The organism is Kitasatospora sp. NPDC002040 (assembly GCF_040296785.1).
Classification (GTDB): Bacteria; Actinomycetota; Actinomycetes; order Streptomycetales; family Streptomycetaceae; genus Kitasatospora.
Genome location: NZ_JBEOXV010000001.1, coordinates 1,014,513 through 1,033,474, shown reverse-complemented (window position 1 = coordinate 1,033,474; position 18,962 = coordinate 1,014,513). Strand labels below are relative to the sequence as shown.

At 73.1% G+C, this 18,962-nt stretch carries 21 protein-coding genes; 10 read left to right on the top strand and 11 right to left on the bottom strand.

Annotated features, from left to right (window positions below; translation table 11 throughout):
* Window positions 1–36: 36 nt before the first annotated feature.
* The gene (locus tag ABT118_RS05000) at window positions 37–675 is read left to right on the top strand and encodes an ATP-binding protein (RefSeq protein ID WP_502884465.1); all 639 of its coding nucleotides are present in this window, start codon (window positions 37–39) and stop codon (window positions 673–675) included.
* A gap of 144 nt (window positions 676–819) precedes the next feature.
* On the opposite strand, the gene ABT118_RS04995 is transcribed toward ABT118_RS05000, so the two are convergent.
* A complete protein-coding gene (locus ABT118_RS04995; protein ID WP_350644932.1) occupies window positions 820–1,740 on the bottom strand; it encodes a SigE family RNA polymerase sigma factor in 921 nt (306 codons plus the stop codon).
* A 236-nt stretch (window positions 1,741–1,976) separates the two neighbouring features.
* On the opposite strand from ABT118_RS04995, the gene ABT118_RS04990 reads away from it, so the two are divergent.
* The 5 genes from ABT118_RS04990 to ABT118_RS04970 all read left to right on the top strand — a co-directional run bounded on the left by ABT118_RS04990 (window position 1,977) and on the right by ABT118_RS04970 (window position 5,501).
* Window positions 1,977–2,654 carry a response regulator gene (locus tag ABT118_RS04990; RefSeq protein ID WP_350644931.1) on the top strand — a complete coding sequence of 226 codons (678 nt, stop codon included), beginning with the start codon at window positions 1,977–1,979 and terminating at the stop codon, window positions 2,652–2,654.
* A gap of 25 nt (window positions 2,655–2,679) precedes the next feature.
* Entirely contained in the window at window positions 2,680–4,176 is a 1,497-nt protein-coding gene (locus tag ABT118_RS04985; protein WP_350644930.1) for an ATP-binding protein, read from the top strand.
* Window positions 4,173–4,502, top strand: coding sequence for a hypothetical protein (locus ABT118_RS04980; protein ID WP_350644929.1), 330 nt, complete (start codon window positions 4,173–4,175; stop codon window positions 4,500–4,502). Before ABT118_RS04985 ends, ABT118_RS04980 begins: the two co-directional genes overlap by 4 nt.
* Before the next feature lie 53 nt (window positions 4,503–4,555).
* Window positions 4,556–5,107, top strand: a complete 552-nt coding sequence (locus tag ABT118_RS04975; RefSeq protein ID WP_350644928.1) for a VanZ family protein — start codon at window positions 4,556–4,558, stop codon at window positions 5,105–5,107.
* Between the two features lie 211 nt (window positions 5,108–5,318).
* A complete protein-coding gene (locus ABT118_RS04970) occupies window positions 5,319–5,501 on the top strand; it encodes a PspC domain-containing protein (RefSeq protein ID WP_350645117.1) in 183 nt (60 codons plus the stop codon).
* A 105-nt stretch (window positions 5,502–5,606) separates the two neighbouring features.
* On the opposite strand, the gene ABT118_RS04965 is transcribed toward ABT118_RS04970, so the two are convergent.
* The 5 genes from ABT118_RS04965 to ABT118_RS04945 all read right to left on the bottom strand — a co-directional run bounded on the left by ABT118_RS04965 (window position 5,607) and on the right by ABT118_RS04945 (window position 10,227).
* Entirely contained in the window at window positions 5,607–6,074 is a 468-nt protein-coding gene (locus ABT118_RS04965) for a hypothetical protein (protein WP_350644927.1), read from the bottom strand.
* Window positions 6,075–6,282: 208 nt separating this feature from the next.
* Window positions 6,283–7,440 carry an adenosine deaminase gene (locus ABT118_RS04960; RefSeq protein WP_350644926.1) on the bottom strand — a complete coding sequence of 386 codons (1,158 nt, stop codon included), beginning with the start codon at window positions 7,438–7,440 and terminating at the stop codon, window positions 6,283–6,285.
* Between the two features lie 83 nt (window positions 7,441–7,523).
* Window positions 7,524–8,564 carry a GNAT family N-acetyltransferase gene (locus ABT118_RS04955; RefSeq protein WP_350644925.1) on the bottom strand — a complete coding sequence of 347 codons (1,041 nt, stop codon included), beginning with the start codon at window positions 8,562–8,564 and terminating at the stop codon, window positions 7,524–7,526.
* A 16-nt stretch (window positions 8,565–8,580) separates the two neighbouring features.
* Entirely contained in the window at window positions 8,581–9,474 is an 894-nt protein-coding gene (locus ABT118_RS04950; RefSeq protein WP_350644923.1) for a polysaccharide deacetylase family protein, read from the bottom strand.
* Between the two features lie 303 nt (window positions 9,475–9,777).
* The gene (locus ABT118_RS04945; protein WP_350644921.1) at window positions 9,778–10,227 is read right to left on the bottom strand and encodes a MarR family winged helix-turn-helix transcriptional regulator; all 450 of its coding nucleotides are present in this window, start codon (window positions 10,225–10,227) and stop codon (window positions 9,778–9,780) included.
* Between the two features lie 95 nt (window positions 10,228–10,322).
* Here ABT118_RS04945 and ABT118_RS04940 point away from each other — a divergent pair, with 95 nt between their 5' ends.
* Window positions 10,323–11,540, top strand: a complete 1,218-nt coding sequence (locus tag ABT118_RS04940; RefSeq protein WP_350644919.1) for an MFS transporter — start codon at window positions 10,323–10,325, stop codon at window positions 11,538–11,540.
* A gap of 35 nt (window positions 11,541–11,575) precedes the next feature.
* On the opposite strand, the gene ABT118_RS04935 is transcribed toward ABT118_RS04940, so the two are convergent.
* On the bottom strand, window positions 11,576–12,532 hold the full coding sequence (locus ABT118_RS04935) for a LysR family transcriptional regulator (protein ID WP_350644918.1): 957 nt from the start codon (window positions 12,530–12,532) through the stop codon (window positions 11,576–11,578).
* Between the two features lie 64 nt (window positions 12,533–12,596).
* Here ABT118_RS04935 and ABT118_RS04930 point away from each other — a divergent pair, with 64 nt between their 5' ends.
* The 3 genes from ABT118_RS04930 to ABT118_RS04920 are packed head-to-tail and all read left to right on the top strand — an operon-like array spanning window position 12,597 to window position 14,726.
* Window positions 12,597–13,889, top strand: a complete 1,293-nt coding sequence (locus ABT118_RS04930; protein WP_350644916.1) for an MFS transporter — start codon at window positions 12,597–12,599, stop codon at window positions 13,887–13,889.
* Complete coding sequence (locus ABT118_RS04925; RefSeq protein WP_350644914.1) at window positions 13,886–14,440, top strand: Uma2 family endonuclease; 555 nt, start codon at window positions 13,886–13,888, stop codon at window positions 14,438–14,440. Before ABT118_RS04930 ends, ABT118_RS04925 begins: the two co-directional genes overlap by 4 nt.
* Window positions 14,441–14,498: 58 nt before the next feature.
* Window positions 14,499–14,726 carry a hypothetical protein gene (locus tag ABT118_RS04920; RefSeq protein WP_350644912.1) on the top strand — a complete coding sequence of 76 codons (228 nt, stop codon included), beginning with the start codon at window positions 14,499–14,501 and terminating at the stop codon, window positions 14,724–14,726.
* A 22-nt stretch (window positions 14,727–14,748) separates the two neighbouring features.
* On the opposite strand, the gene ABT118_RS04915 is transcribed toward ABT118_RS04920, so the two are convergent.
* From ABT118_RS04915 to ABT118_RS04900, 4 genes are all read right to left on the bottom strand, one after another.
* Window positions 14,749–16,026, bottom strand: coding sequence for a thymidine phosphorylase (locus ABT118_RS04915; RefSeq protein ID WP_350644911.1), 1,278 nt, complete (start codon window positions 16,024–16,026; stop codon window positions 14,749–14,751).
* Window positions 16,027–16,138: 112 nt separating this feature from the next.
* Entirely contained in the window at window positions 16,139–16,546 is a 408-nt protein-coding gene (locus ABT118_RS04910; RefSeq protein ID WP_350644909.1) for a cytidine deaminase, read from the bottom strand.
* Window positions 16,543–17,811: an ABC transporter permease gene (locus ABT118_RS04905; protein WP_350644907.1), complete on the bottom strand. Its 1,269-nt coding sequence runs from the start codon at window positions 17,809–17,811 to the stop codon at window positions 16,543–16,545. The genes ABT118_RS04910 and ABT118_RS04905 overlap by 4 nt, the downstream gene beginning before the upstream one ends.
* Window positions 17,808–18,962: an ABC transporter permease gene (locus ABT118_RS04900; protein WP_350644906.1), complete on the bottom strand. Its 1,155-nt coding sequence runs from the start codon at window positions 18,960–18,962 to the stop codon at window positions 17,808–17,810. Before ABT118_RS04900 ends, ABT118_RS04905 begins: the two co-directional genes overlap by 4 nt.

Here is an 18,962-nt window from a genome sequence, read left to right as displayed (position 1 = left end):
TCGGCATCGCCCCCCGATGCGTCAGACTGGTGTCTCGTGAGTGACTCCCCCATGAACCCCGCCCCGACGGCACCCGCCCTGGTCGTCCTGCTGTCCGGGCCCTCCGGATCGGGGAAGTCCTCGCTGGCCGAGCGGACCGGCCTCCCGGTGCTCCAGCTCGACGACTTCTACAAGGACGGCGACGACCCGACCCTGCCGCTGCTGCCCGACGACGGCGGCACCGACTGGGACTCCCCGCTCTCCTGGCACCGCGAGCAGGCGCTGGAGGCGATCCGGCAGCTGGCCGCGACCGGCCGGGCCGAGGTGCCGGTCTACTCGATCCCGGCCAACGGCCGCGCCGGCAGCCACGTGCTGGACCTGGCGGGTGCCCCGGCCTTCATCGCCGAGGGGATATTCGCCGCCGAGCTGGTCGGCCGGTGCGCACAGGAGGAGCTGCTCGGCGCGGCGATCTGCCTGCGCAACCGCCCGCTGACCACCGCCTGGCGGCGGTTCCGCCGGGACGTCCGGGAGGCCCGCAAGTCCGTCCCGTACCTGCTCCGGCGCGGCTGGCGGCTGATGCGGGCCGAGCGCGGCATCGTGGCCCGCCAGGTGGAGCTGGGCGCGTACGCCTGCGCCGGGTCCGAGGCGGAGCAGCGGATCGGCGCGGTGGCCGGGCGGCAGCCGCAGCCGGTGTGAGGTCCGAGCACACGGAAGGGCCCGGTGCCGCTCCCCGGCACCGGGCCCTTCCTGTTCGGCCACGTCCTGCGGCGACCGCTCCCCCGAGTCGACCCGCCGTGCTTCCGCGACCTGTCCCGTCCCCCGACGGGAGTTCCTGTGGTGTTACGCGACCAGCTCGCCGAAGGCGAACACGGTGTCCCCGGTGCGGTTCAGCTGGTCGTCCTCGCGCAGCCGGCGCAGGGCGCGCCAGATGCTGCTCTTCACCGTGCCGACGCTGATGTTGAGGATGTCGGCGATCTCCGGGTCGGTGCGGCCCTCGTAGTAGCGGAGCACCAGCATGGTCCGCTGGTTCTCCGGCAGCTTGGCCAGCGCCTGCCAGAGCACGGCGCGCAGCTCGGTGCCGCCCATCGCGTCCGTGTCGCCGACCGTCTCCGGCAGCTCCTCGGTCGGGTACTCGGCGACCTTGCGGCGGCGCCAGGCGGAGATGTGCAGGTTGGTCATGGTGCGGCGGAGGTAGCCCCCGACCGCGGCCTTGTCGGTAATCCGGTCCCAGGCCCGGTAGGTCGAGAACAGCGCGCTCTGCAGCAGGTCCTCGGCCGCGTGGCGGTCACCGGTCAGGTGGTACGCGGTGGCGTACAGCGAGGCCCGGCGCTCCCGGACGTACGCGGTGAACTCGGCGACGTTGTCCGACGGTTCGGCCACCGGCCGCCCCGCCGCCGACTGCTCGGCGACCGGCGTGAGCCGCAGCAGCGTCGCGCCGGCGGCCTCCCGTCCGGCCGGCTCCCCCGAGCCGGTACCGGACAGGTCCCCCGTGCCCCCCGTGCTCTCCCGACCCTCGACGCGGACGGGAAGGATCCCGCGCAGCGTCAGGGTCGAGGCGGAGTCGGCCGCACTCCCCGTGCGACCGATCCCGTACAGCTCCCCCCTGCTCCCACCGCCGAGGCGGCGGGATCCGGTGCTGTGTGCGCACCCCCGTACGATCACGGCACCGGAAGTCTCGTCCGTCCGTACCTCGAAGTGCGTGCGAGACGAACGCGCGTTGTGGACGGCCGCGTTGCTGCGGGTCTTGAGCGTGGCGTTCATCGTGCACCCCCATGGGTCGGTACCAGCGGTTCCTGCCGCCCGGTACTGCGGCGACAAGGAAAATCCTGCCGGTCCCGTGTGATGGCGGTGTCCGTCGACTGTCACAGGCCTGTCACAGGCCGCACGATCCCCGCACCCGCAGTCCTGACGCCAGAACCACCGGTTCCGGTTGCAGAGGAACTGCGGCCCCGCCCCTGGTGGGTGAACAGCGGCTCCACTTGGGCCAGAATGAGCCCGTGCCTTTCCTCCTTCTGATCGAGGACGACGACGCCATCCGGACCGGCCTCGAACTCGCTCTCACCCGCCAGGGCCACCGTGTGGCCGCCGCTGCCTCGGGCGAGGACGGCCTGAAGCTCTTCAAGGAGCAGCGTCCCGACCTGATCGTGCTCGACGTGATGCTGCCCGGCATCGACGGCTTCGAGGTGTGCCGCCGGATCCGGCGCACCGACCAGCTGCCGATCATCCTGCTCACCGCCCGCTCCGACGACATCGACGTGGTGGTCGGCCTGGAGTCGGGCGCGGACGACTACGTGGTCAAGCCGGTCCAGCCCCGGGTGCTGGACGCCCGGATCAGGGCCGTGCTGCGGCGCGGGGAGCGGGAGAACTCCGACTCCTCGGCGTACGGCACGGTGGTGATCGACCGTTCCGCGATGACCGTGACCAAGGACGGCGAGGACCTCCAACTCACGCCGACCGAGCTGCGGTTGCTGCTGGAGCTGAGCCGCCGTCCGGGTCAGGCGCTGTCCCGGCAGCAGCTGCTCCGGCTGGTCTGGGAGCACGACTACCTGGGCGACTCCCGACTGGTGGACGCCTGTGTGCAGCGGCTCCGGGCCAAGGTGGAGGATGTACCCTCCGCCCCGACCCTGATCCGCACCGTGCGCGGGGTCGGCTACCGGCTCGACCCGCCGGCCTGACCCCTGACGATGGTGAGCTGCTCCGTTGACTGACACCGAGACCCCGCCCCGTCCGCGCCCGGGGCGGGGGCGGCGCCTGCGCTCGCTCCGGATCCGGCTGATCGCGGTCTTCGCGGTGGTCGCGCTGACCACCGCGGTCTCGGCCTCCGGGATCGCCTACTGGCTGAACCGCGACGCGGTGCTCAAGCGCGCCCAGGACACCGCGCTGAACGACTTCCGGAACTCGCTGAGCCGGAACGTCTCGGCCCTGCCGCTGCACCCGAGCTGCACCCAACTCGCCTATCTGGCGCAGCAGGTGGCCAGCTCCGGGCTGAACTACGAAGTGGTTGTGGTGGACCCCGACCTGCCCGGCTGCGTGGCCTCCTCCGACCCGGCCGGGTTCACCGAGGCGCAGGTCCCGGCGGCGCTGCGCCGGGCGGTCGACACCCCGCGCGAGCTCGGCCCCGGCAACCCGTACACGTACCACCTCTACTGGCAGCGGGCGAACCTGAACGGCCCCTACCTGGTCGGCGGCAGCCGGGCGGTGCCGACCGGGCCGACGGCGTACATGTTCAAGTCGCTGGAGAACGAGCGGGCCGACCTGAACACCCTGGGCACCTCGCTGGCGATCGCCACCCTGCTGGCGCTGATCGGCTCGGCGCTGATCGCGCAGGCCGCCGCCGCCACCGTGCTGCGGCCGGTGAAGCGGCTCGGCGAGGCCGCCAGGCAGCTCGGCGAGGGGCGGCTGGACACCCGGCTGGAGGTCGAGGGCGCGGACGAACTGGCCGAGCTGGCGCGGACGTTCAACCGGACCGCGGAGTCGCTCTCGGGCCAGGTGGCCGAGCTGAGCGCGCGGGAGGCGCAGAGCCGCCGGTTCGTCGCCGACATGTCGCACGAGCTGCGCACGCCGCTGACCGCGATGACCGCCGTCACCGACATCCTGGAGGACGAGGCGGAGTCGCTGGACCCGATGATCGAACCGGCCGTCCGGCTGGTGGTGAGCGAGACCCGGCGGCTGTCCGACCTGGTGGAGAACCTGATGGAGGTGACCCGCTTCGACGCCGGCACGGCCAGGCTGGTCGCCGACGAGGTGGACATCGCCGACCTGATCATGTCCTGCATCGACGGCCGGGCCTGGTACGACGCGGTCGAGCTGGACGCCCCGCGCGGGGTGCTCGCGGTGGTCGACCCCCGGCGCCTGGACGTGGTCTTCGCCAACCTGATCGGCAACGCGCTCAAGCACGGCGGCTCACCGGTCCGGGTGAAGGTCCGTCAGATCGACGAGACCGTGGTGGTCGAGGTCTCGGACAGCGGCCCCGGCATCCCGGAGGAGGTGCTGCCGCACGTGTTCGACCGGTTCTACAAGGCCGACAAGGGCCGGGCCCGGTCCGAGGGGAGCGGGCTCGGCCTCTCCATCGCGATGGCCAACGCCCAGATCCACGGCGGCTCGATCACGGCCGCGAACGGTACCGTCGGCGCCGTCTTCACCCTGACCCTGCCGCTCACCCAGCCCGCACCGACGCCAGAGGAGGGCCCGAAGTGACCCGCCGCACCATCCCGCTGCGCCGCGTCCTGGCCACCGCCCTGCTGGGTGCCGCGCTGAGCTCCGCGGCGGGGTGCGGCATCCGGCCGACCGCCGTGCCGGTGGACGCCGGCGCACCCGCGAGCCGGACCGCCTGCCCGACGCCGGTCCGGGTGCCGCAGGCGGCCGAGCCGACCACCGCGGAACCGGGCCCGGACGCGTCCGGCCTGCCGACCCCGGCGCCGAGCGCGCTGCCGAAGCGGCCCGGCAACGGCTCGAAGTCGCCCGAGGTGCTGTTCAGCGCCGCCCCGAGCAGCACCGCGCCGAGCGCCACGGCCTGCCCCTGACGGTGGCGGGAGCGGCTGGAACCGTCCGTACACCGGCCCGCGTCCCTGCCGGTGTGACCGATCAGGCGAACCCCTCGCAGCCCGCACCGGAGGTGTCGCCCCGGCTGCGACTGCTGGGAGCCCTGCTGCTGGCCGGCTACCTGGGCCTGATCGGGTGGCTGATCCTGCGACCGCTCGCGGTCGGCTGGACCTACCCGGCCAACCTGACGCCGTTCGCCTCGGTCCGGGACGCGTTCACCGTCGGCGGTACCACCGGGGCGCTGCAACTGGCGAGCGGGCTGCTCCCGCTGGCGCCGCTGGGCATCCTGCTGCCGCTGGCCGGCGGCCGGGTCCGGGCCGCTTGGCTGCCCTCGCTGCTGCGGACGGCCGGCGGGTCGGCGCTGATCGCCACCGCGCTGGAGATCCTCAAGGGCTGGGCCCCCGGACACGTGCTGAACGTGGACAACATCGTCCTCGGCGTCCTCGGTGTGACGGCCTGTCACCTCGCCGTCGTCCCGGCCGTCCGGGCCCGGCTGGCCGGACGCTCCCGCCGCCGGCCCGAGCGCGGCACCCGCGGCTTCGAGCTGCACACCCCGCTCGGCGGACTCGGCGCCCAGCGCCGCTGAGCCCGGCCGCCCGGCGGTCCGGCCGCCCGGCCCGGGCCCGGCTCTCAGGGTCACCCCCGACGCCGACCCTGACCACGGGGTACCTCCCACCGGTGAGGGCTCAGGGGCCCAGATCGCCATCAGGGCTGAGGTTTCCGCAGGTCCGGGCGCCGACGATGGATACATGCCCACCGGAGAGACCGGCCCGGGCGACAGCACCCCGGAGCTGACCATGAGCGCACTCGCCCGCCCCCGACACCACCGCGTCATCGCCGGCGTCTGCGCCGGGATCGCCCAGCGCTTCGGGCTGGCGCCGTGGACGGTCCGGATCCTGTTCCTGGCGTCCTGCCTGCTGCCCGGCCCGCAGTTCCTGATCTATCTGGCGCTCTGGCTGATCCTCCCGCAGGAGCCGTGACCGCAGCGGGCCACCCGGCCCGCTCCCGAACGACCCGGACAGCCCGAAGGGCCGCCTCCCCCGCCGCGTGCGGGGAGGCGGCCCTTCGGCCGTACGGGGGCTGCGTCAGCCGCCCAGGCCCGGCAGGCTGCTGCCGCCGGGGAGGCCGCCGCCGAGCGCACCGGTCACGGTGCTCACGCCGGGCGCCTGGGTCAGACCCTCGGCACCCGGGACCGGCAGCGGCAGACCGCGCGGGGTGGCGGCCTCGGCAACCGGGGCGGTCGCCTGGTCCGTCATCGGGGCGGTCTGGTCGGTGACCGGCGCGGTCATCGGCTGGGCGGACTCCGGGGCCTGCGCCACCGGCGCGGCCACGTCGGGGTTGAGGTTGCCGACCGCCTGGGTCACCGGGGCGGTGGCGGGGAGCTGGCTGACGGTGCTGGTCGCCGCACCGGTCAGGGCACCGGACTGGGCGAGCGCTCCGGTCGGGAGACCGAGCCCACCGGGCGTGGCGGCGGAGGCGGAACCGGCAGCCGCAGCCGCGAGCGCGACGCCGAGCGCAGCGGTCCCGGCAGCCTTCAGAGTGGCCTGCTTCATGAGTTGGTCCTCGTGTCCTCGTCGGTGGCCGACGTCGCGGCAGCCGTCCGAAGAGGCCCATCGCTACGCCGTGTCAGCTCTGACTGGCACACCGTAGTGACAACGTCGCGCACAGATCAAAGGCGAGTAACTCACTTGGCCCATTAGTCAGATGAGCGCGAGGCCACGGCGAAGGCCTCGCGCTCATCCGTCCCGCTGCGGGCGGTGGTCAGCTGCCGGTCCCCGCACCCGCGCTGAACAGCCACTCCGCCTTCAGCTCGGCGTAGCCGGGCTTGATCACGTCGTTGATCATCGCGAGCCGCTCGTCGAACGGCAGGAACGCGGACTTCATCGCGTTCACCGTGAACCACTCCAGGTCGCCCAGGGTGTAGTCGAAGGCCTCCACCAGGTGGCCGAACTCCCGGCTCATGCTGGTGCCGCTCATCAGCCGGTTGTCGGTGTTCACGGTGACCCGGAACTTGAGCCGACTGAGCAGCCCGATCGGGTGCTCGGCGTACGAAGTCGCCGCCGCCGTCTGCAGGTTGGAGGTCGGGCACATCTCCAGCGGGACGCGCTTGTCGCGCACGTACGCGGCCAGCCGGCCGAGCTCGACGGTGCCGTCCTCGTTCACCGTGATGTCGTCCATGATCCGGACGCCGTGGCCGAGCCGGTCGGCGCCGCAGCACTGCAGCGCCTCCCAGATCGACGGCAGGCCGAAGGCCTCGCCGGCGTGGATGGTGAAGTGGTTGTTCTCGCCCTTGAGGTAGTCGAAGGCGGCCTGGTGGCGGGTGGGGGGGAAGCCCGCCTCGGCACCGGCGATGTCGAAGCCGACCACGCCCCGGTCGCGGTGGCGGTTGGCCAGCTCGGCGATCTCCTGCGAGCGGGCGGCGTGCCGCATCGCGGTGATCAGGGTGCCGACCCGGATCCGGTGGCCGTTGGCCCGGGCGTTCGCCTCACCGAGCCGGAAGCCCTCGTTCACCGCCTCGACCACCTCGTCCAGGGTCAGGCCGGCCTCCAGGTGCTGCTCCGGGGCGTACCGCACCTCGGCGTAGACCACGCCGTCGGCGGCCAGGTCCTCGGCGCAGTCGGCGGCGACCCGGACCAGCGCCTCGCGGGTCTGCATCACGGCGCAGGTGTGCGCGAAGGTCTCCAGGTACCGGACCAGCGAGCCGGAGTCGGCCGCCTCCTGGAACCAGGCGCCCAGCTTGGCCGGGTCGGTGGTGGGCAGACCCTCGTACCCGCAGGCCGCGGCCAGCTCGACGATGGTCTCCGGGCGCAGCCCGCCGTCGAGGTGGTCGTGCAGGAGCACCTTCGGGGCGCGGGCGATCTGGTCGGCGGTGGGGATGCGGGGGCCTGTGGTGCCCGCGATGGCAGTCTGCTTCTCCATTGCGGGAGTGTAGCCCCTACGCGCGTAGATTCACCATGCGGTTCCACACTTTTCCACCGATAGGGACCTCGCTGCTGGGCCGGTCAGCCCTTCAGCCGGTGCTTCAGCCCGAGCAGCGCCCCGGACAGGCCGTGCGGGACCAGCCAGCTCAGGTCCTCGCGGTCGGCCGCGTCGAAGCGGTACTTGTACGGCTCGGTGCCGCGGAGGAAGTCGAAGGTGGCCAACTTCCGCTCCGCACAGGCGCGGACGGCCTCGGCGATGATCGCGGTGCCGAGCCGCAGCGGGGCCCAGGCCGGATCCCAGCCGATCTGGTAGTAGGCGAAGGTGTCGCCGTGCAGGAAGCCGTACAGGCCGCCGACCACCTCGCCCTCGTGCTCGGCCAGCAGGAAGGCGGGCCCGGCGTCCGGACGGGCCCGCTCCAGCAGCCGGGCGTGCAGCGGCAGCCGTCCCGCGTCGAAGGTGGTGCCCCGGCCGAGCGCATCCCGGCGGAGCCGGTGCAGCCGCACCACGGTGTCCAGCAGCCCGGGCGGCGCCTCGCCCGGCGGCACCCAGCGGAAGGTCACCCCGGCGGCGGCCAGCTTGCGCCCGTACCGGCGCAGGTCGGCCCGGAACTGGCGGGAGCCGAGGGCGTCGAAGCCCCCCGACAGATCGGCCCTGGGGCAGGACTGCCGGGCCACCGCGCGGCTGCCGGGCGGCAGCAACCCGCCCAGCAGCGGGTCGACATCGGGGAACCAGAGGGTCTCCCGTCGGGCCAGCCCGGCCAGCCACTCGCGCACCTCGGCCACCCGCTCGGGGCGGACCGCGAAGCCGCCGTGGTCGGCTGCCCCCGGGCCGGCGCCGAGCGCCGTCCGGCACCCGACCGTGAACGGGAGCGCCGGGTGCAGCCGCAGCCGGGTGCGGACCAGCGGCACCACGGCCTCCACCGCGCCGTCGGAGCCGCGCCAGAACGCGATCTCGGCCGGACCGCGGCCGCCCAGCGTCTCCCACCAGGACAGCACCCAGTCGGGGGTCAGGAAGAACGACCCCCGCTCCCCCAGCCCGGCCACCAACTCCCGCCAGCCGTCCACCAGTTCCGGCGTCAGCTGGTCAGGCGCCAGCTGCTCGGGCGTCAGCTGCTCGGCCATCTGTGCTCCCCCCGGGTCAGCAGCCGCCGCGCAGTCGGTGCACGGTCGGGTGCAGGCCCGAGAGGATTGTGTCGAACCGGGCCCTGCTGGTGTCGGAGTTCACCCGAAGTCGGCTGATCCGCAGGGGATTCGGCGGCAGCAGCGCGTCCTGCCGGTGGTCGAAGAGGAAGCCCAGCCGGTAGCCCAGCTCGCGCAGCACCGCGTCGGCCCGGGCGTCGAAGTTGCCGTTGGGGTACGCGAACGCGGTCGGCGCCGCGCCCAGCCAGTCGGTCAGCAGCCGGTGCGCCTGCTCGACCTCGGCCCGGACCACCCCGTCCGTGCACCGGTCCAGGCAGGGGTGCCCGAGGGTGTGGTTGCCGACCGCCACCCCGGCGGCGACCAGGTCCAGCAGCTCCAGCGCGGAGAGCTGCTGCTGCCGCGCCGCAGGACGGGGCGCACTGGCCCGCAACTCCTCGATGGCGCCCCGCCGTTCGGCGTCCGGCAGGGCCTTGAGCCGGCCGACCGCCGCACCCGGTGCGCCCGGCGCACCGTCGGACAGCACCCGGGCACTGCCGCCGATCGCGACCAGTTCGGCGGCCTCGCGCCACCAGAACGGCTGGTCCCCGTCGATCAGTTCGGCCACCACGAAGGCGGCGGCCGGGATCCGCAGCCGGTCGAGCACCGGGAGGCCCCGGGTGAGCAGCGTCCGGTCGCCGTCGTCGAAGGTGACCAGCACGCTGCGCGGCGGCAGCGGACGCCCTTCGGCCACGGCCCGCTCGACGGCGGCGAGCGGCACCGGGGTGGCGCCCCGGACCAGCCGCTCCATCTGCGCCGTGAAGCTCGGCAGGTCGTCCACCCCGTGGTACGCGAGCACCGAGAGGCGGCGCGCGGCCCGGACCCGGAAGAACGGCTGGAGCGGCGAACGCCTCATCAGCCGGTCCAGTCGGCTCCGCCGGGCGTCGGCCGGCGCACCGTCGGCTACGCGCGCGGCCGTGTCCTGATCCGACACGATTCCCCCTGGTTCGTTCCTTGCAGCGGTGCCTGCATCCCCCCATCAATATCCCTCAGTTTGGTAAAGAGCGGTATAAGTTCGGGAAGTTCACCGCCGTCCTGGCCGGAATCCGATGCCCGCCACTGAGGTGCGGGAACGAACGGATCAGGACCGCCCCGGCGCCGGTTCGGCGCCGCCCGGGCCGGTGAAGACCCGGTGTTCCCAGCGAACTCCCAGCAAGCACTACCCGCCCCGGACGACCTCAACCAGCGGAGCCAGCTCCGGCACCAGCGCCGCGTCCGCCAGCGCCGCCGCGAGCGCGCCGTCGTTGGTCGGACGGGCCTGCGCCAGCAGCTCCAGACCGGCCGCCGAGACGTCGGTGTAGATGCCCCGGCGGTCGGTCGGGCAGAGGTAGCGGGCCAGCAGGCCCCGGTCCTCCAGCCGGGAGACCAGCCGGGTGGTCGCGCTCTGGCTGAGCACCACCGCCTCGGCGACCTCGCCCATCCGCAAGTGACCGCCCTCGCCCGGGTGCTGACGGCTCAGCACGTCCAGCAGCGAGTACTCCCGCACGCTCAGCGCGTGCGCCGCCTGGAGCTCGCGCTCCACCCGGGCCTCGATCCGCCCGTGCAGCGCCGAGAGCGCGCACCAGCCCTGCGCGAACCCGCGCCCCGTCACCTGCTCGGCACCGCTCACCGCTCGGACCTCCTGTCCCTGGGGGTTCCAGGATACCGACTCCCCGCAATATCCCGCGTTTGCAAGTATCCAGCGTCTGCATTTATTGTCGAAGCATGCAATCAGCCACCGCAAGCACTCCCCGCAGCAGCCTGTTCGCGCTGCTCGCGCTCGCCGTCGGCGCCTTCGGCATCGGCACCACCGAGTTCGTGATCACCGGGCTGCTCCCCCGGGTCGCCGCCGACTTCGACGTCACCATCCCGACCGCCGGCATCCTGGTCACCGGCTACGCGCTGGGCGTGGTGGTCGGCGCCCCGCTGCTCACCGCCCTCGGCACCCGGATCCCGCGCAAGCGGATGCTGATGCTGCTGATGGGCCTGTTCGTGACCGGGAACCTGGTCTCCGCCGTCGCCCCGAGCTTCGAACTCCTGCTCGCCGGACGGGTGGTGGCCTCGCTCGCGCACGGCGCCTTCTTCGGCATCGGCTCGGTGATCGCCGCCGACCTGGCCGCCCCGGACCGCAAGGCCGGCGCGATCGCCACCATGTTCACCGGCCTCACCGTGGCCAACCTGGTCGGCGTCCCGCTCGGCACCCTGATCGGCCAGCAGATCGGCTGGCGGGTCACCTTCGCCCTGGTCGCCGCCGTCGGCGTGGCCGGCCTGGCCGGGATCGCCCTGCTCGTCCCCGACCTGCCCCGCCCGCAGGCGGCCGCCCGGCTCCGGCAGGAGCTGGCCGCCTTCCGCAACGTCCAGGTCGGCCTGGCGATGGCGATGACCGTGCTCGGCTTCGGCGGAGTCTTCGCCGCCATCACCTACATCGCCCCGATGATGACCGGCCCGGCCGGCTTCGCCGACTCCTCGGTCACCTGGCTGCTGGTCCTGTTCGGCCTCGGCATGGTGATCGGCAACCTGCTCGGCGGCCGGTACGCGGACCGGGCGCTGATGCCGCTGCTGTACGTCTCGCTCGGCGCGCTCAGCCTCACCCTGCTCGCCTTCACCTTCACCGCGCACAACCAGCTCGCGGCGATCATCACCGTGCCGCTGCTCGGCGCCTTCGGCTTCGCCACCGTCCCGCCGCTGCAGAAGCGGGTGCTGGACCAGACCGCCCAGGCACCGACACTGGCCTCCGCCGTCAACATCGGCGCCTTCAACCTCGGCAACGCGCTCGCCGCCTGGCTCGGCGGCGTGGTCATCTCGGCCGGGTACGGGTACACCGCGCCCAACCTGGTCGGTGCCGCGCTGACCGGGTCGGCGCTGGTGCTCGCGGTGGTGTCCGCCCTGCTGGAGCGGCGCACCGCAACGGTCGGCGTCCCGGCGCTCGGCTCGGCGGGCTGACCGGCCCGCTCGGCCGGGCGGGTCAGTAGGGCGGGTCAGTCGTGGTCGAGCAGCCGGCCCCGGCGGGACAGCACGAAGTCCCGGAACGCCGCCACCGGCGGGGTGAGCGGGCGTCCGGTCACCCAGGCCAGGCCGATCGCCCGCCTGGTCCGCGGCGAGGTGACCTCCAGCTCGACCACCCCGGGCCGGGGCACCAGCGCGGGCGGCAGCAGCGCCACCCCGAGCCCGGCCGCCACCAGCCCGCGCAGGGTCTCCGCCTCCTCCCCCTCGAAGGCGATCCGCGGCACGAACCCCGCCTCCGCGCAGAACCCGTCCGTGATCACCCGCAGGCCGTACCCCTCCTCGACCGCGACGAACGGCTCCTCGGCCACCTCCGCCAGCCTGATCCGCCGCCGCCCGGCCAGCCGGTGGTCGGCCGGCACCGCCAGGTGCAGCCGCTGCTCGTCCAGCGGACGGGCCGTCAGGTCGGCCGCGTCCGGCAGCGGCGAGACCAGGCAGAGGTCCAGCTCCCCCGCCCGCAGCCGCTCCAGCATCGCCGCCACGTAGTCCTGCACCAGCTGGAACCGCACCTGCGGATGCCCGGTCCGGAAGCCCCGCAGCAGCGCGGGCACCGCGTCCGACCCCATCGTGTGCAGGAAGCCGAACGCCACCCGCCCGACCGCCGGGTCCGCCTCGGCCCGGGCCGCCTCCGCCCCGCGCTCCAGCTCCGCCAGCGCCCGCTCCACCGAACCGAGCAGCATCCGCCCGGCCCGGGTCAGCCGTACCGTCCGCCCCTGGCGGGCCAGCAGCTGCACCCCGAGCTCCGCCTCCAGCCGGGCCACCGAGCGGGACAGCGTCGGCTGCGGCATCCCGAGCAGCTGGGCCGCCCGGGTCACGTGCTCCAGCCGGGCCACCGCCGCGAACTGGGCCAACTGCGGTGCGAGCAGGGCGAGATCGGTCCCGGGGCCGAGTTCGGCCGGGGTCGGCGGCGGTGAGCTGCTCTCATACGGCATGGCATCGATTATCGATGATCCATGTATTGGACGCATCAGTGGCCGACCCCCTAACTTCACTTCCATGCCGCCTGCCAGTACCGGGGCATCCGCAGCCGAGCTGCCGGGTGCCCTCACCCCGTCGTCCCCTGCTGCTCCTACGGACACCCGGCACCGCCCCGGTGACCGCGCCTTCCGGCGCGCCAACCTCGCGCTGTTCGCCGCCGGGATCGCCACCTTCGTCCTGCTCTACTCCACCCAGGGCCTGCTGCCGCTGCTCTCCGCCGACCTCGGCCTGACGCCGGGCCAGGCCAGCTGGACCGCCTCGGTGGCCACCCTCGGCCTCGCCCTGGCGCTGCTCCCGGCCAGCGCGCTCTCCGACCGGTACGGGCGGACCGCGGTGATGACCGCCTCGATGCTGGCCGCTGCCGGAATCGCCCTGGTCCTGCCGTTCGCCCCGAACCTCACCACCCTGGTGGTCCTGCGCGCGGTCCAGGGCGCCGCCCTCGCCGGGCTCCCCGCCACCGCGATGGCGTACCTGGCCGAGGAGATCCACCCGAGCGCGCTCGCCTCCGCGATGGGCCTGTACGTGGCCGGCAACAGCATCGGCGGCATGGGCGGGCGGCTCGCCTCCGGCTGGGCCGGCGCGGCCTGGGGCTGGCGCTGGGGCCTGGCCGTCTCGGCCGTCCTCGCCCTGCTCGCCGCACTCGCCTTCCGGCTGCTGATCCCGCCGGCCCGGCAGTTCCGGCGCACCCCGCTGGACGCCCGCGCGCTGGCCCGCACCGTCACCGGCCACCTGCGCAATCCGCTGCTGCTCCGGCTCTACGCCCTCGGCCTGCTCTTCATGGCCGTCTTCGGCGCGGTCTACAACACGGTCGGCTACCGCCTGGTGGCCGCCCCGTTCGACCTGCCCGAATCGGTGGCCGCCTCGATCTTCGTGGTCTACCTGGTCGGCACCGTCTCCTCGGCCGGCGCCGGCCGCCTGGTCGGCCGGCTCGGCCGCCGCGGCACCCTCTACGTCGCGATCGGCACCACCGCCGCCGGCCTGCTGCTCTCGCTCTCCGACACCCTGGCCGGCGTCCTGCTCGGCCTGGTCCTGATCACCGCCGGCTTCTTCGCCGGCCACGCCACCGCCTCCTCCTCGGTCGGCCGCACCGCCACCGAGGGCCGCGCCCAGGCTTCCGCGCTCTACCTGATCGCCTACTACCTCGGCAACAGCCTCGGCGGCACCCTCGGCGCCGACGCCTACCACTCCACCGGCTGGCCGGGCGCCGCCACCGTCGGCCTGACCGCCATGACCCTGGCCACCGGCGTCACCCTCTACGCCACCCGCAAGGCCGTCGCGACCCGCAGGGCCGTCAGTACACTCCGGGTATGAGCATCGATCCGGCCACGTACGTCCGGCTCCGCGAGATCGCCGATCAGCTGCCGGCCGTTCCCGGGATAGGCAAGGTCGAGATCGCGAACGGCGAGATCGTCATGATGATGTCCCCGGTGCGACGGCACGAGCTCGCCGTGCTCAGGCTGGCGCGGCAGTTGAACGCGCAGCTTCCCGGTACCCATCCCGGCCACATCGCGCACCCCGGTGCCGACTTGGAGGATCCCGGGCTCGGTCGGCTCCGCTGCCCGGATCTGATGGTCTTCGCCGAGGCGGCGCTGGAGAGCACCGCACCTGCGCTCCACCCGCACGAGGTGCTGCTGGTGGTCGAGATCGTCTCCAAGTCCAATCCCGAGAACGACTACGAGAACAAGGTCCACGACTACGCGGCGATGGGCATCCCGCTCTACCTGCTGGTGGACCCGCGCGAGGGCACGGGCATCGTGCACTCCCAGCCCGGCTTCGCCCTCCGCGAGAAGTTCGTGTTCGGCGACACCATCCCGGTCGGCCCCTGGACGATCGACACCAGCGGACTGCTCACCTACGGCTGAGGCCGGGTGGTGCTGGGTAGGCCAACGGGTGTCGCCGCGCCGAGAGTTGGGACCCACTGTGCACCGGAACCAGGACCGCACCGCCGAGCTGGACGCGTTCATCGGGTTCGTCGCCGGGTTGGTCACCGCGCTGCTGACGGCGCTGGCGCTGGCCGGGGTGACGGCGGGGCTGCCGGTCGGGCCGGGGCTGCGGCAGCTGGGGTACGGGGTGATCACGGTGGCCGGACTGGCCGGCACGGTGACCACGTACCTGCGGCTGCGCGCCCGCCGCCCCGACGCCCGCTGACCGGGCGTCGGGGCGGGCTGCGTCAGGCGATCCGGTCGAGCACGATCGGGGTCGGGGTGAAGGCGGTGCCCTCGGGGGCGATGGTGATGCCGCCGGCCAGGGCCTCGATCGCGTAGTCGTAGCGCTCGGGGGTGTCGGTGTGCAGGGTCAGCAGCGGCTGACCCGCCGTCACCCGCTCGCCCGGCTTGGCGTGCATCTCGACGCCCGCGCCGGCCTGCACCGGGTCCTCCTTGCGGGCCCGGCCCGCACCCAGGCGCCAGGCGCAGACGCCGACGGCGTAGGCGTCCAGGCCGGTGAGCAGGCCGGAGGAGGAGGCGGTGATGACGTGCTGCTCGCGGGCGACCGGGAGCGGGGCGTCCACGTCGCCGCCCTGGGCGGAGATCATCCGGCGCCAGTGGTCCATCGCGGAGCCGTCCCGGAGCGCGTCGGCCGGGTCCTTGCCGTGCACACCGGCCGCCGCGAGCATCTCGCGGGCCAGCGCCAGGGTCAGCTCGACCACGTCGGCGGGGCCGCCGCCGGCCAGCACCTCGACCGACTCGCGGACCTCCAGCGCGTTGCCCGCGGTCAGGCCGAGCGGGGTGGACATGTCGGTGAGCAGCGCGACCGTGTTGACCCCGGCGGCGGTGCCCAGACCGACCATGGTGCGGGCCAGCTCCTGCGCGTCGGCCAGGTTCTTCATGAAGGCGCCGGAGCCGACCTTGACGTCGAGGACCAGGGCGCCGGTGCCCTCGGCGATCTTCTTGGACATGATCGAGGAGGCGATCAGCGGGATCGCCTCGACCGTGCCGGTCACGTCGCGCAGGGCGTAGAGCTTCTTGTCGGCCGGGGCCAGGCCGTCGCCGGCGGCGCAGATCACCGTACCGGCGGAGCCGAGCACGGCCATCATCTCCTCGTTGGAGAGCAGCGCCCGCCAGCCGGGGATCGACTCCAGCTTGTCCAGGGTGCCGCCGGTGTGGCCCAGGCCGCGGCCGGAGAGCTGCGGGACGGCCGCGCCGCAGGCGGCGACCAGCGGGGCCAGCGGGAGGGTGATCTTGTCACCGACGCCGCCGGTGGAGTGCTTGTCGGAGGTCGGGACGCCGAGCGCGGAGAAGTCCATCCGGACGCCCGAGCGGATCATCGCGTCGGTCCAGCGGCTGATCTCGCGCAGGTTCATGCCGTTCAGCAGGATCGCCATCGCCAGCGCGGACATCTGCTCGTCGGCGACCTCGCCGCGGGTGTAGGCGTCGATCACCCAGTCGATCTGGGGGTCGGTCAGCTCACCGCGGTCGCGCTTGGTCCTGATGACGGAGGGGGCGTCCATGAGGGTTCTCCAGAAGGTTCGAAGAAAAGGCGAAGAGTGCCGCGGGGGAGCTGATCCCCCGCGACACTCTACGCGCGTAACTACAGCAGTTGCCAGAGCCGCTCCGGCCCGATTACCGCAGGTGCTCCGGGCCGAACGCGTCCGGCAGCACCTCGCTCATCGGCCGCAGCCCGGACGGCAGGTCGACCAGCAGCTCGGGCCCGCCGTGCTCGTACAGCAGCTGGCGGCAGCGGCCGCACGGCACCAGCAGCTCGCCGGCCCCGTCCACACAGGTGAACGCCACCAGCCGCCCGCCGCCGCTCGCGTGCAGCGCCGAGACCAGCCCGCACTCGGCGCACAGCGCGAGCCCGTACGAGGCGTTCTCCACGTTGCAGCCGGTGACCACCCGGCCGTCGTCGACCAGGGCCGCGGCGCCGACCGGGTACTTGCTGTACGGGGCGTACGCGTGCCCCATCGCGTCCCGGGCGGCGGTGCGCAGTTGCTCCCAGTCGACCGGCCGGACGGCCTGGGCCGCCGTCACTTGCCCTGCCCGCGCCGGTAGATCTGCCCGTCCGCCTTCGGCATCCGGAGCCGCTGCGAGGCCAGTGCGAGCACCACCAGGGTGATCACGTACGGCGTGGCCACGATCAGCGGACGCGGCACCGAGTCGGTGGTGGCGTACCAGAGCGCCAGGCCGGCGGCGACCACGAAGGTGACGGCCGCGCTGTTGAACTTGCGCCGGTACAGGTTCCAGAGCGCCAGCAGTGCCATCGCGATCGAGACGGTCAGCAGCAGCACGTGCACCGAGTCGGCGTCGCGCAGCTGGAGGCTGTCGGTGAAGCCGAACAGGCCCGCGCCCATCGCCAGGCCGCCCGGCATCCAGTTGCCGAAGATCATCGCGGCCAGACCGATGAAGCCCCGGCCCTGGGTCATGCCGTCCTTGTAGAAGTGCGCCGCGACCAGCGAGAGGTACGCACCGGCCAGGCCGGCGAACGCGCCCGAGGTGATGACCGCGAGGTACTTGTACTTGTAGACGTTGACGCCCAGCGACTCGGCCGCGGTCGGGTTCTCGCCGCAGGAGCGCAGCCGCAGGCCGAAGACCGTGCGCCAGAGCACGAAGTAGCTCGCCACGATGAAGACCGCGGCGATCACCACGACCACCGAGAGGTTGGAGACCAGACCGCCGAGGATGCCCGCGACGTCGGAGACCAGGAACCAGTGGTGCGCCTCGATCTTGTCCAGCCAGTCGGCCAGGCCGGGGATGTTGATGTACGGCAGCGGGTCGGCCGGCGGGGACTGGTTCGCCCCGGCGCCGAAGGCCACGTAGTCGCGGTAGTAGATCCGGTTGACGTAGGCGCAGATGCCGGGGATCAGCAGGTTGATGCCGACACCGGAGACGATGTGGTCCACGCCGAAGGTGACCGTGACGACCGCGTGCAGCAGGCCGCCGAGCGCACCGCCGAGCATGCCGGCCAGCAGGCCGACCCAGGGGTTGACCAGGTATCCGGCCCAGGCGCCGCAGAAGGTGCCCGCGACCATCATGCCTTCGAGGCCGATGTTGACCACGCCGGCCCGCTCGGCCCAGAGGCCGCCGAGGCCGGCCATCGCGATCGGCACCGCGGCGCCGAGCGCGGCGGTGATCTGCCCGGAGGAGGTCAGGCCGTGGTTGCCGGTGGCGGCGCCGACGGCGGAGAACAGCAGCAGCGTGCCGGCGATCAGCAGCAGCACCACCGGCCAGGTGAGCTTGCGCTTCTTGGCGGGGGAACTGCCCGGCGACTTCGGCCGGGCGGCAGTGGCGGTGCTCATGCGGCCACCTCCTTCTTGGCAGCGGCGGCGGCCTGGGCGGCCAGCTCGGCGCCGACCTTCTGCTGCTGGCGCTTGAGGCCGTAGCGGCGCACCAGCTCGTAGGCGACGACGACACAGATGACGATGGTGCCCTGCATGACGTTGACGATCTCCTGCGGGTAGTCACCCTGGAGCGGCAGCTGGGTGCCGGAGACGTCGAGGAAGGCGAACAGCAGCGCCGAGAAGGCGATGCCGATCGGCGAGTTGCGGCCGAGCAGGGCGACCGAGATGCCGATGAAGCCCAGACCGGGCTGCACGTTCTGCCCGAAGTAGTAGGAGCTCTGGGTCAGTTCGGGCAGGCCGATCAGACCGGCGATCGCACCGGAGACCACCATCGAGGTGATCACCATGCGCTTGACGTTCACGCCCGAGGCGGTGGCGGCGCTCTCCGAGCGGCCGGTGGCGCGCAGGTCGAAGCCGAACCGGGTCCGGTTCAGGGTGAACTGGAACACCACGCCGATCAGCACCGCGATCACGATGAAGCCCCACAGGGTGCCACCGGCGGTCTCGATCGAGAAGAAGTGGCTGGACTCCGAGATCGGGCTGGTCTGCACCGAGTTGGTGGTGGTGCCCTTGTCCGGCGCGAAGACGCCGGGCACCAGCAGCAGGCCGACCACGGCGGTCGCGATGGCGTTCAGCATGATGGTCGAGATGACCTCGCTGACGCCCCGGTAGACCTTGAGCAGACCGGCGATGCTCGCCCACAGGCCGCCGACCAGCATCGCGGTCACCAGCAGCAGCGGGATCTGCAGCACGGTGGGCAGGTCGACCTGGCTGCCGACGAACGCGGCGAACAGCATGCCGAGCTTGTACTGGCCGTCCACGCCGATGTTGAACAGGTTCATCCGGAAGCCGAACGCGGCGGCGGCACCGGCGATGTAGTACACGGTGGCCCGGTTGAGGGTCAGCACCTGGCCGTCCGAGGCGGTGCCGTAGTCGAACATCACCTGGAACGCCTTGAACGGCTCCTTGCCGGAGACCGCCAGCAGGACGGCACAGATGACCACCGAGAGCAGCACGGCCAGCACGGGTGCGGCCAGGCCGAGCGCGATCTTCTCGGTGTCGAACCGCTTCGCCAGTGGCTTCTTGGCCACGGGGTTGGGACTGGTCAT

What these genes read in the sequence shown, in the direction of transcription:
- ABT118_RS04995 (WP_350644932.1), bottom strand. Translation starts at nt 1,740, where the DNA reads ATGAACGCCACGCTCAAGACCCGCAGCAACGCGGCCGTCCACAACGCG.
- ABT118_RS04970 (WP_350645117.1), top strand. Translation starts at nt 5,319, where the DNA reads ATGAGCGCACTCGCCCGCCCCCGACACCACCGCGTCATCGCCGGCGTC.
- ABT118_RS04965 (WP_350644927.1), bottom strand. Translation starts at nt 6,074, where the DNA reads ATGAAGCAGGCCACTCTGAAGGCTGCCGGGACCGCTGCGCTCGGCGTC.
- ABT118_RS04960 (WP_350644926.1), bottom strand. Translation starts at nt 7,440, where the DNA reads ATGGAGAAGCAGACTGCCATCGCGGGCACCACAGGCCCCCGCATCCCC.
- ABT118_RS04955 (WP_350644925.1), bottom strand. Translation starts at nt 8,564, where the DNA reads ATGGCCGAGCAGCTGACGCCCGAGCAGCTGGCGCCTGACCAGCTGACG.
- ABT118_RS04950 (WP_350644923.1), bottom strand. Translation starts at nt 9,474, where the DNA reads ATGAGGCGTTCGCCGCTCCAGCCGTTCTTCCGGGTCCGGGCCGCGCGC.
- ABT118_RS04940 (WP_350644919.1), top strand. Translation starts at nt 10,323, where the DNA reads ATGCAATCAGCCACCGCAAGCACTCCCCGCAGCAGCCTGTTCGCGCTG.
- ABT118_RS04935 (WP_350644918.1), bottom strand. Translation starts at nt 12,532, where the DNA reads ATGCCGTATGAGAGCAGCTCACCGCCGCCGACCCCGGCCGAACTCGGC.
- ABT118_RS04930 (WP_350644916.1), top strand. Translation starts at nt 12,597, where the DNA reads ATGCCGCCTGCCAGTACCGGGGCATCCGCAGCCGAGCTGCCGGGTGCC.
- ABT118_RS04925 (WP_350644914.1), top strand. Translation starts at nt 13,886, where the DNA reads ATGAGCATCGATCCGGCCACGTACGTCCGGCTCCGCGAGATCGCCGAT.
- ABT118_RS04915 (WP_350644911.1), bottom strand. Translation starts at nt 16,026, where the DNA reads ATGGACGCCCCCTCCGTCATCAGGACCAAGCGCGACCGCGGTGAGCTG.
- ABT118_RS04905 (WP_350644907.1), bottom strand. Translation starts at nt 17,811, where the DNA reads ATGAGCACCGCCACTGCCGCCCGGCCGAAGTCGCCGGGCAGTTCCCCC.
- ABT118_RS04900 (WP_350644906.1), bottom strand. Translation starts at nt 18,962, where the DNA reads ATGACCAGTCCCAACCCCGTGGCCAAGAAGCCACTGGCGAAGCGGTTC.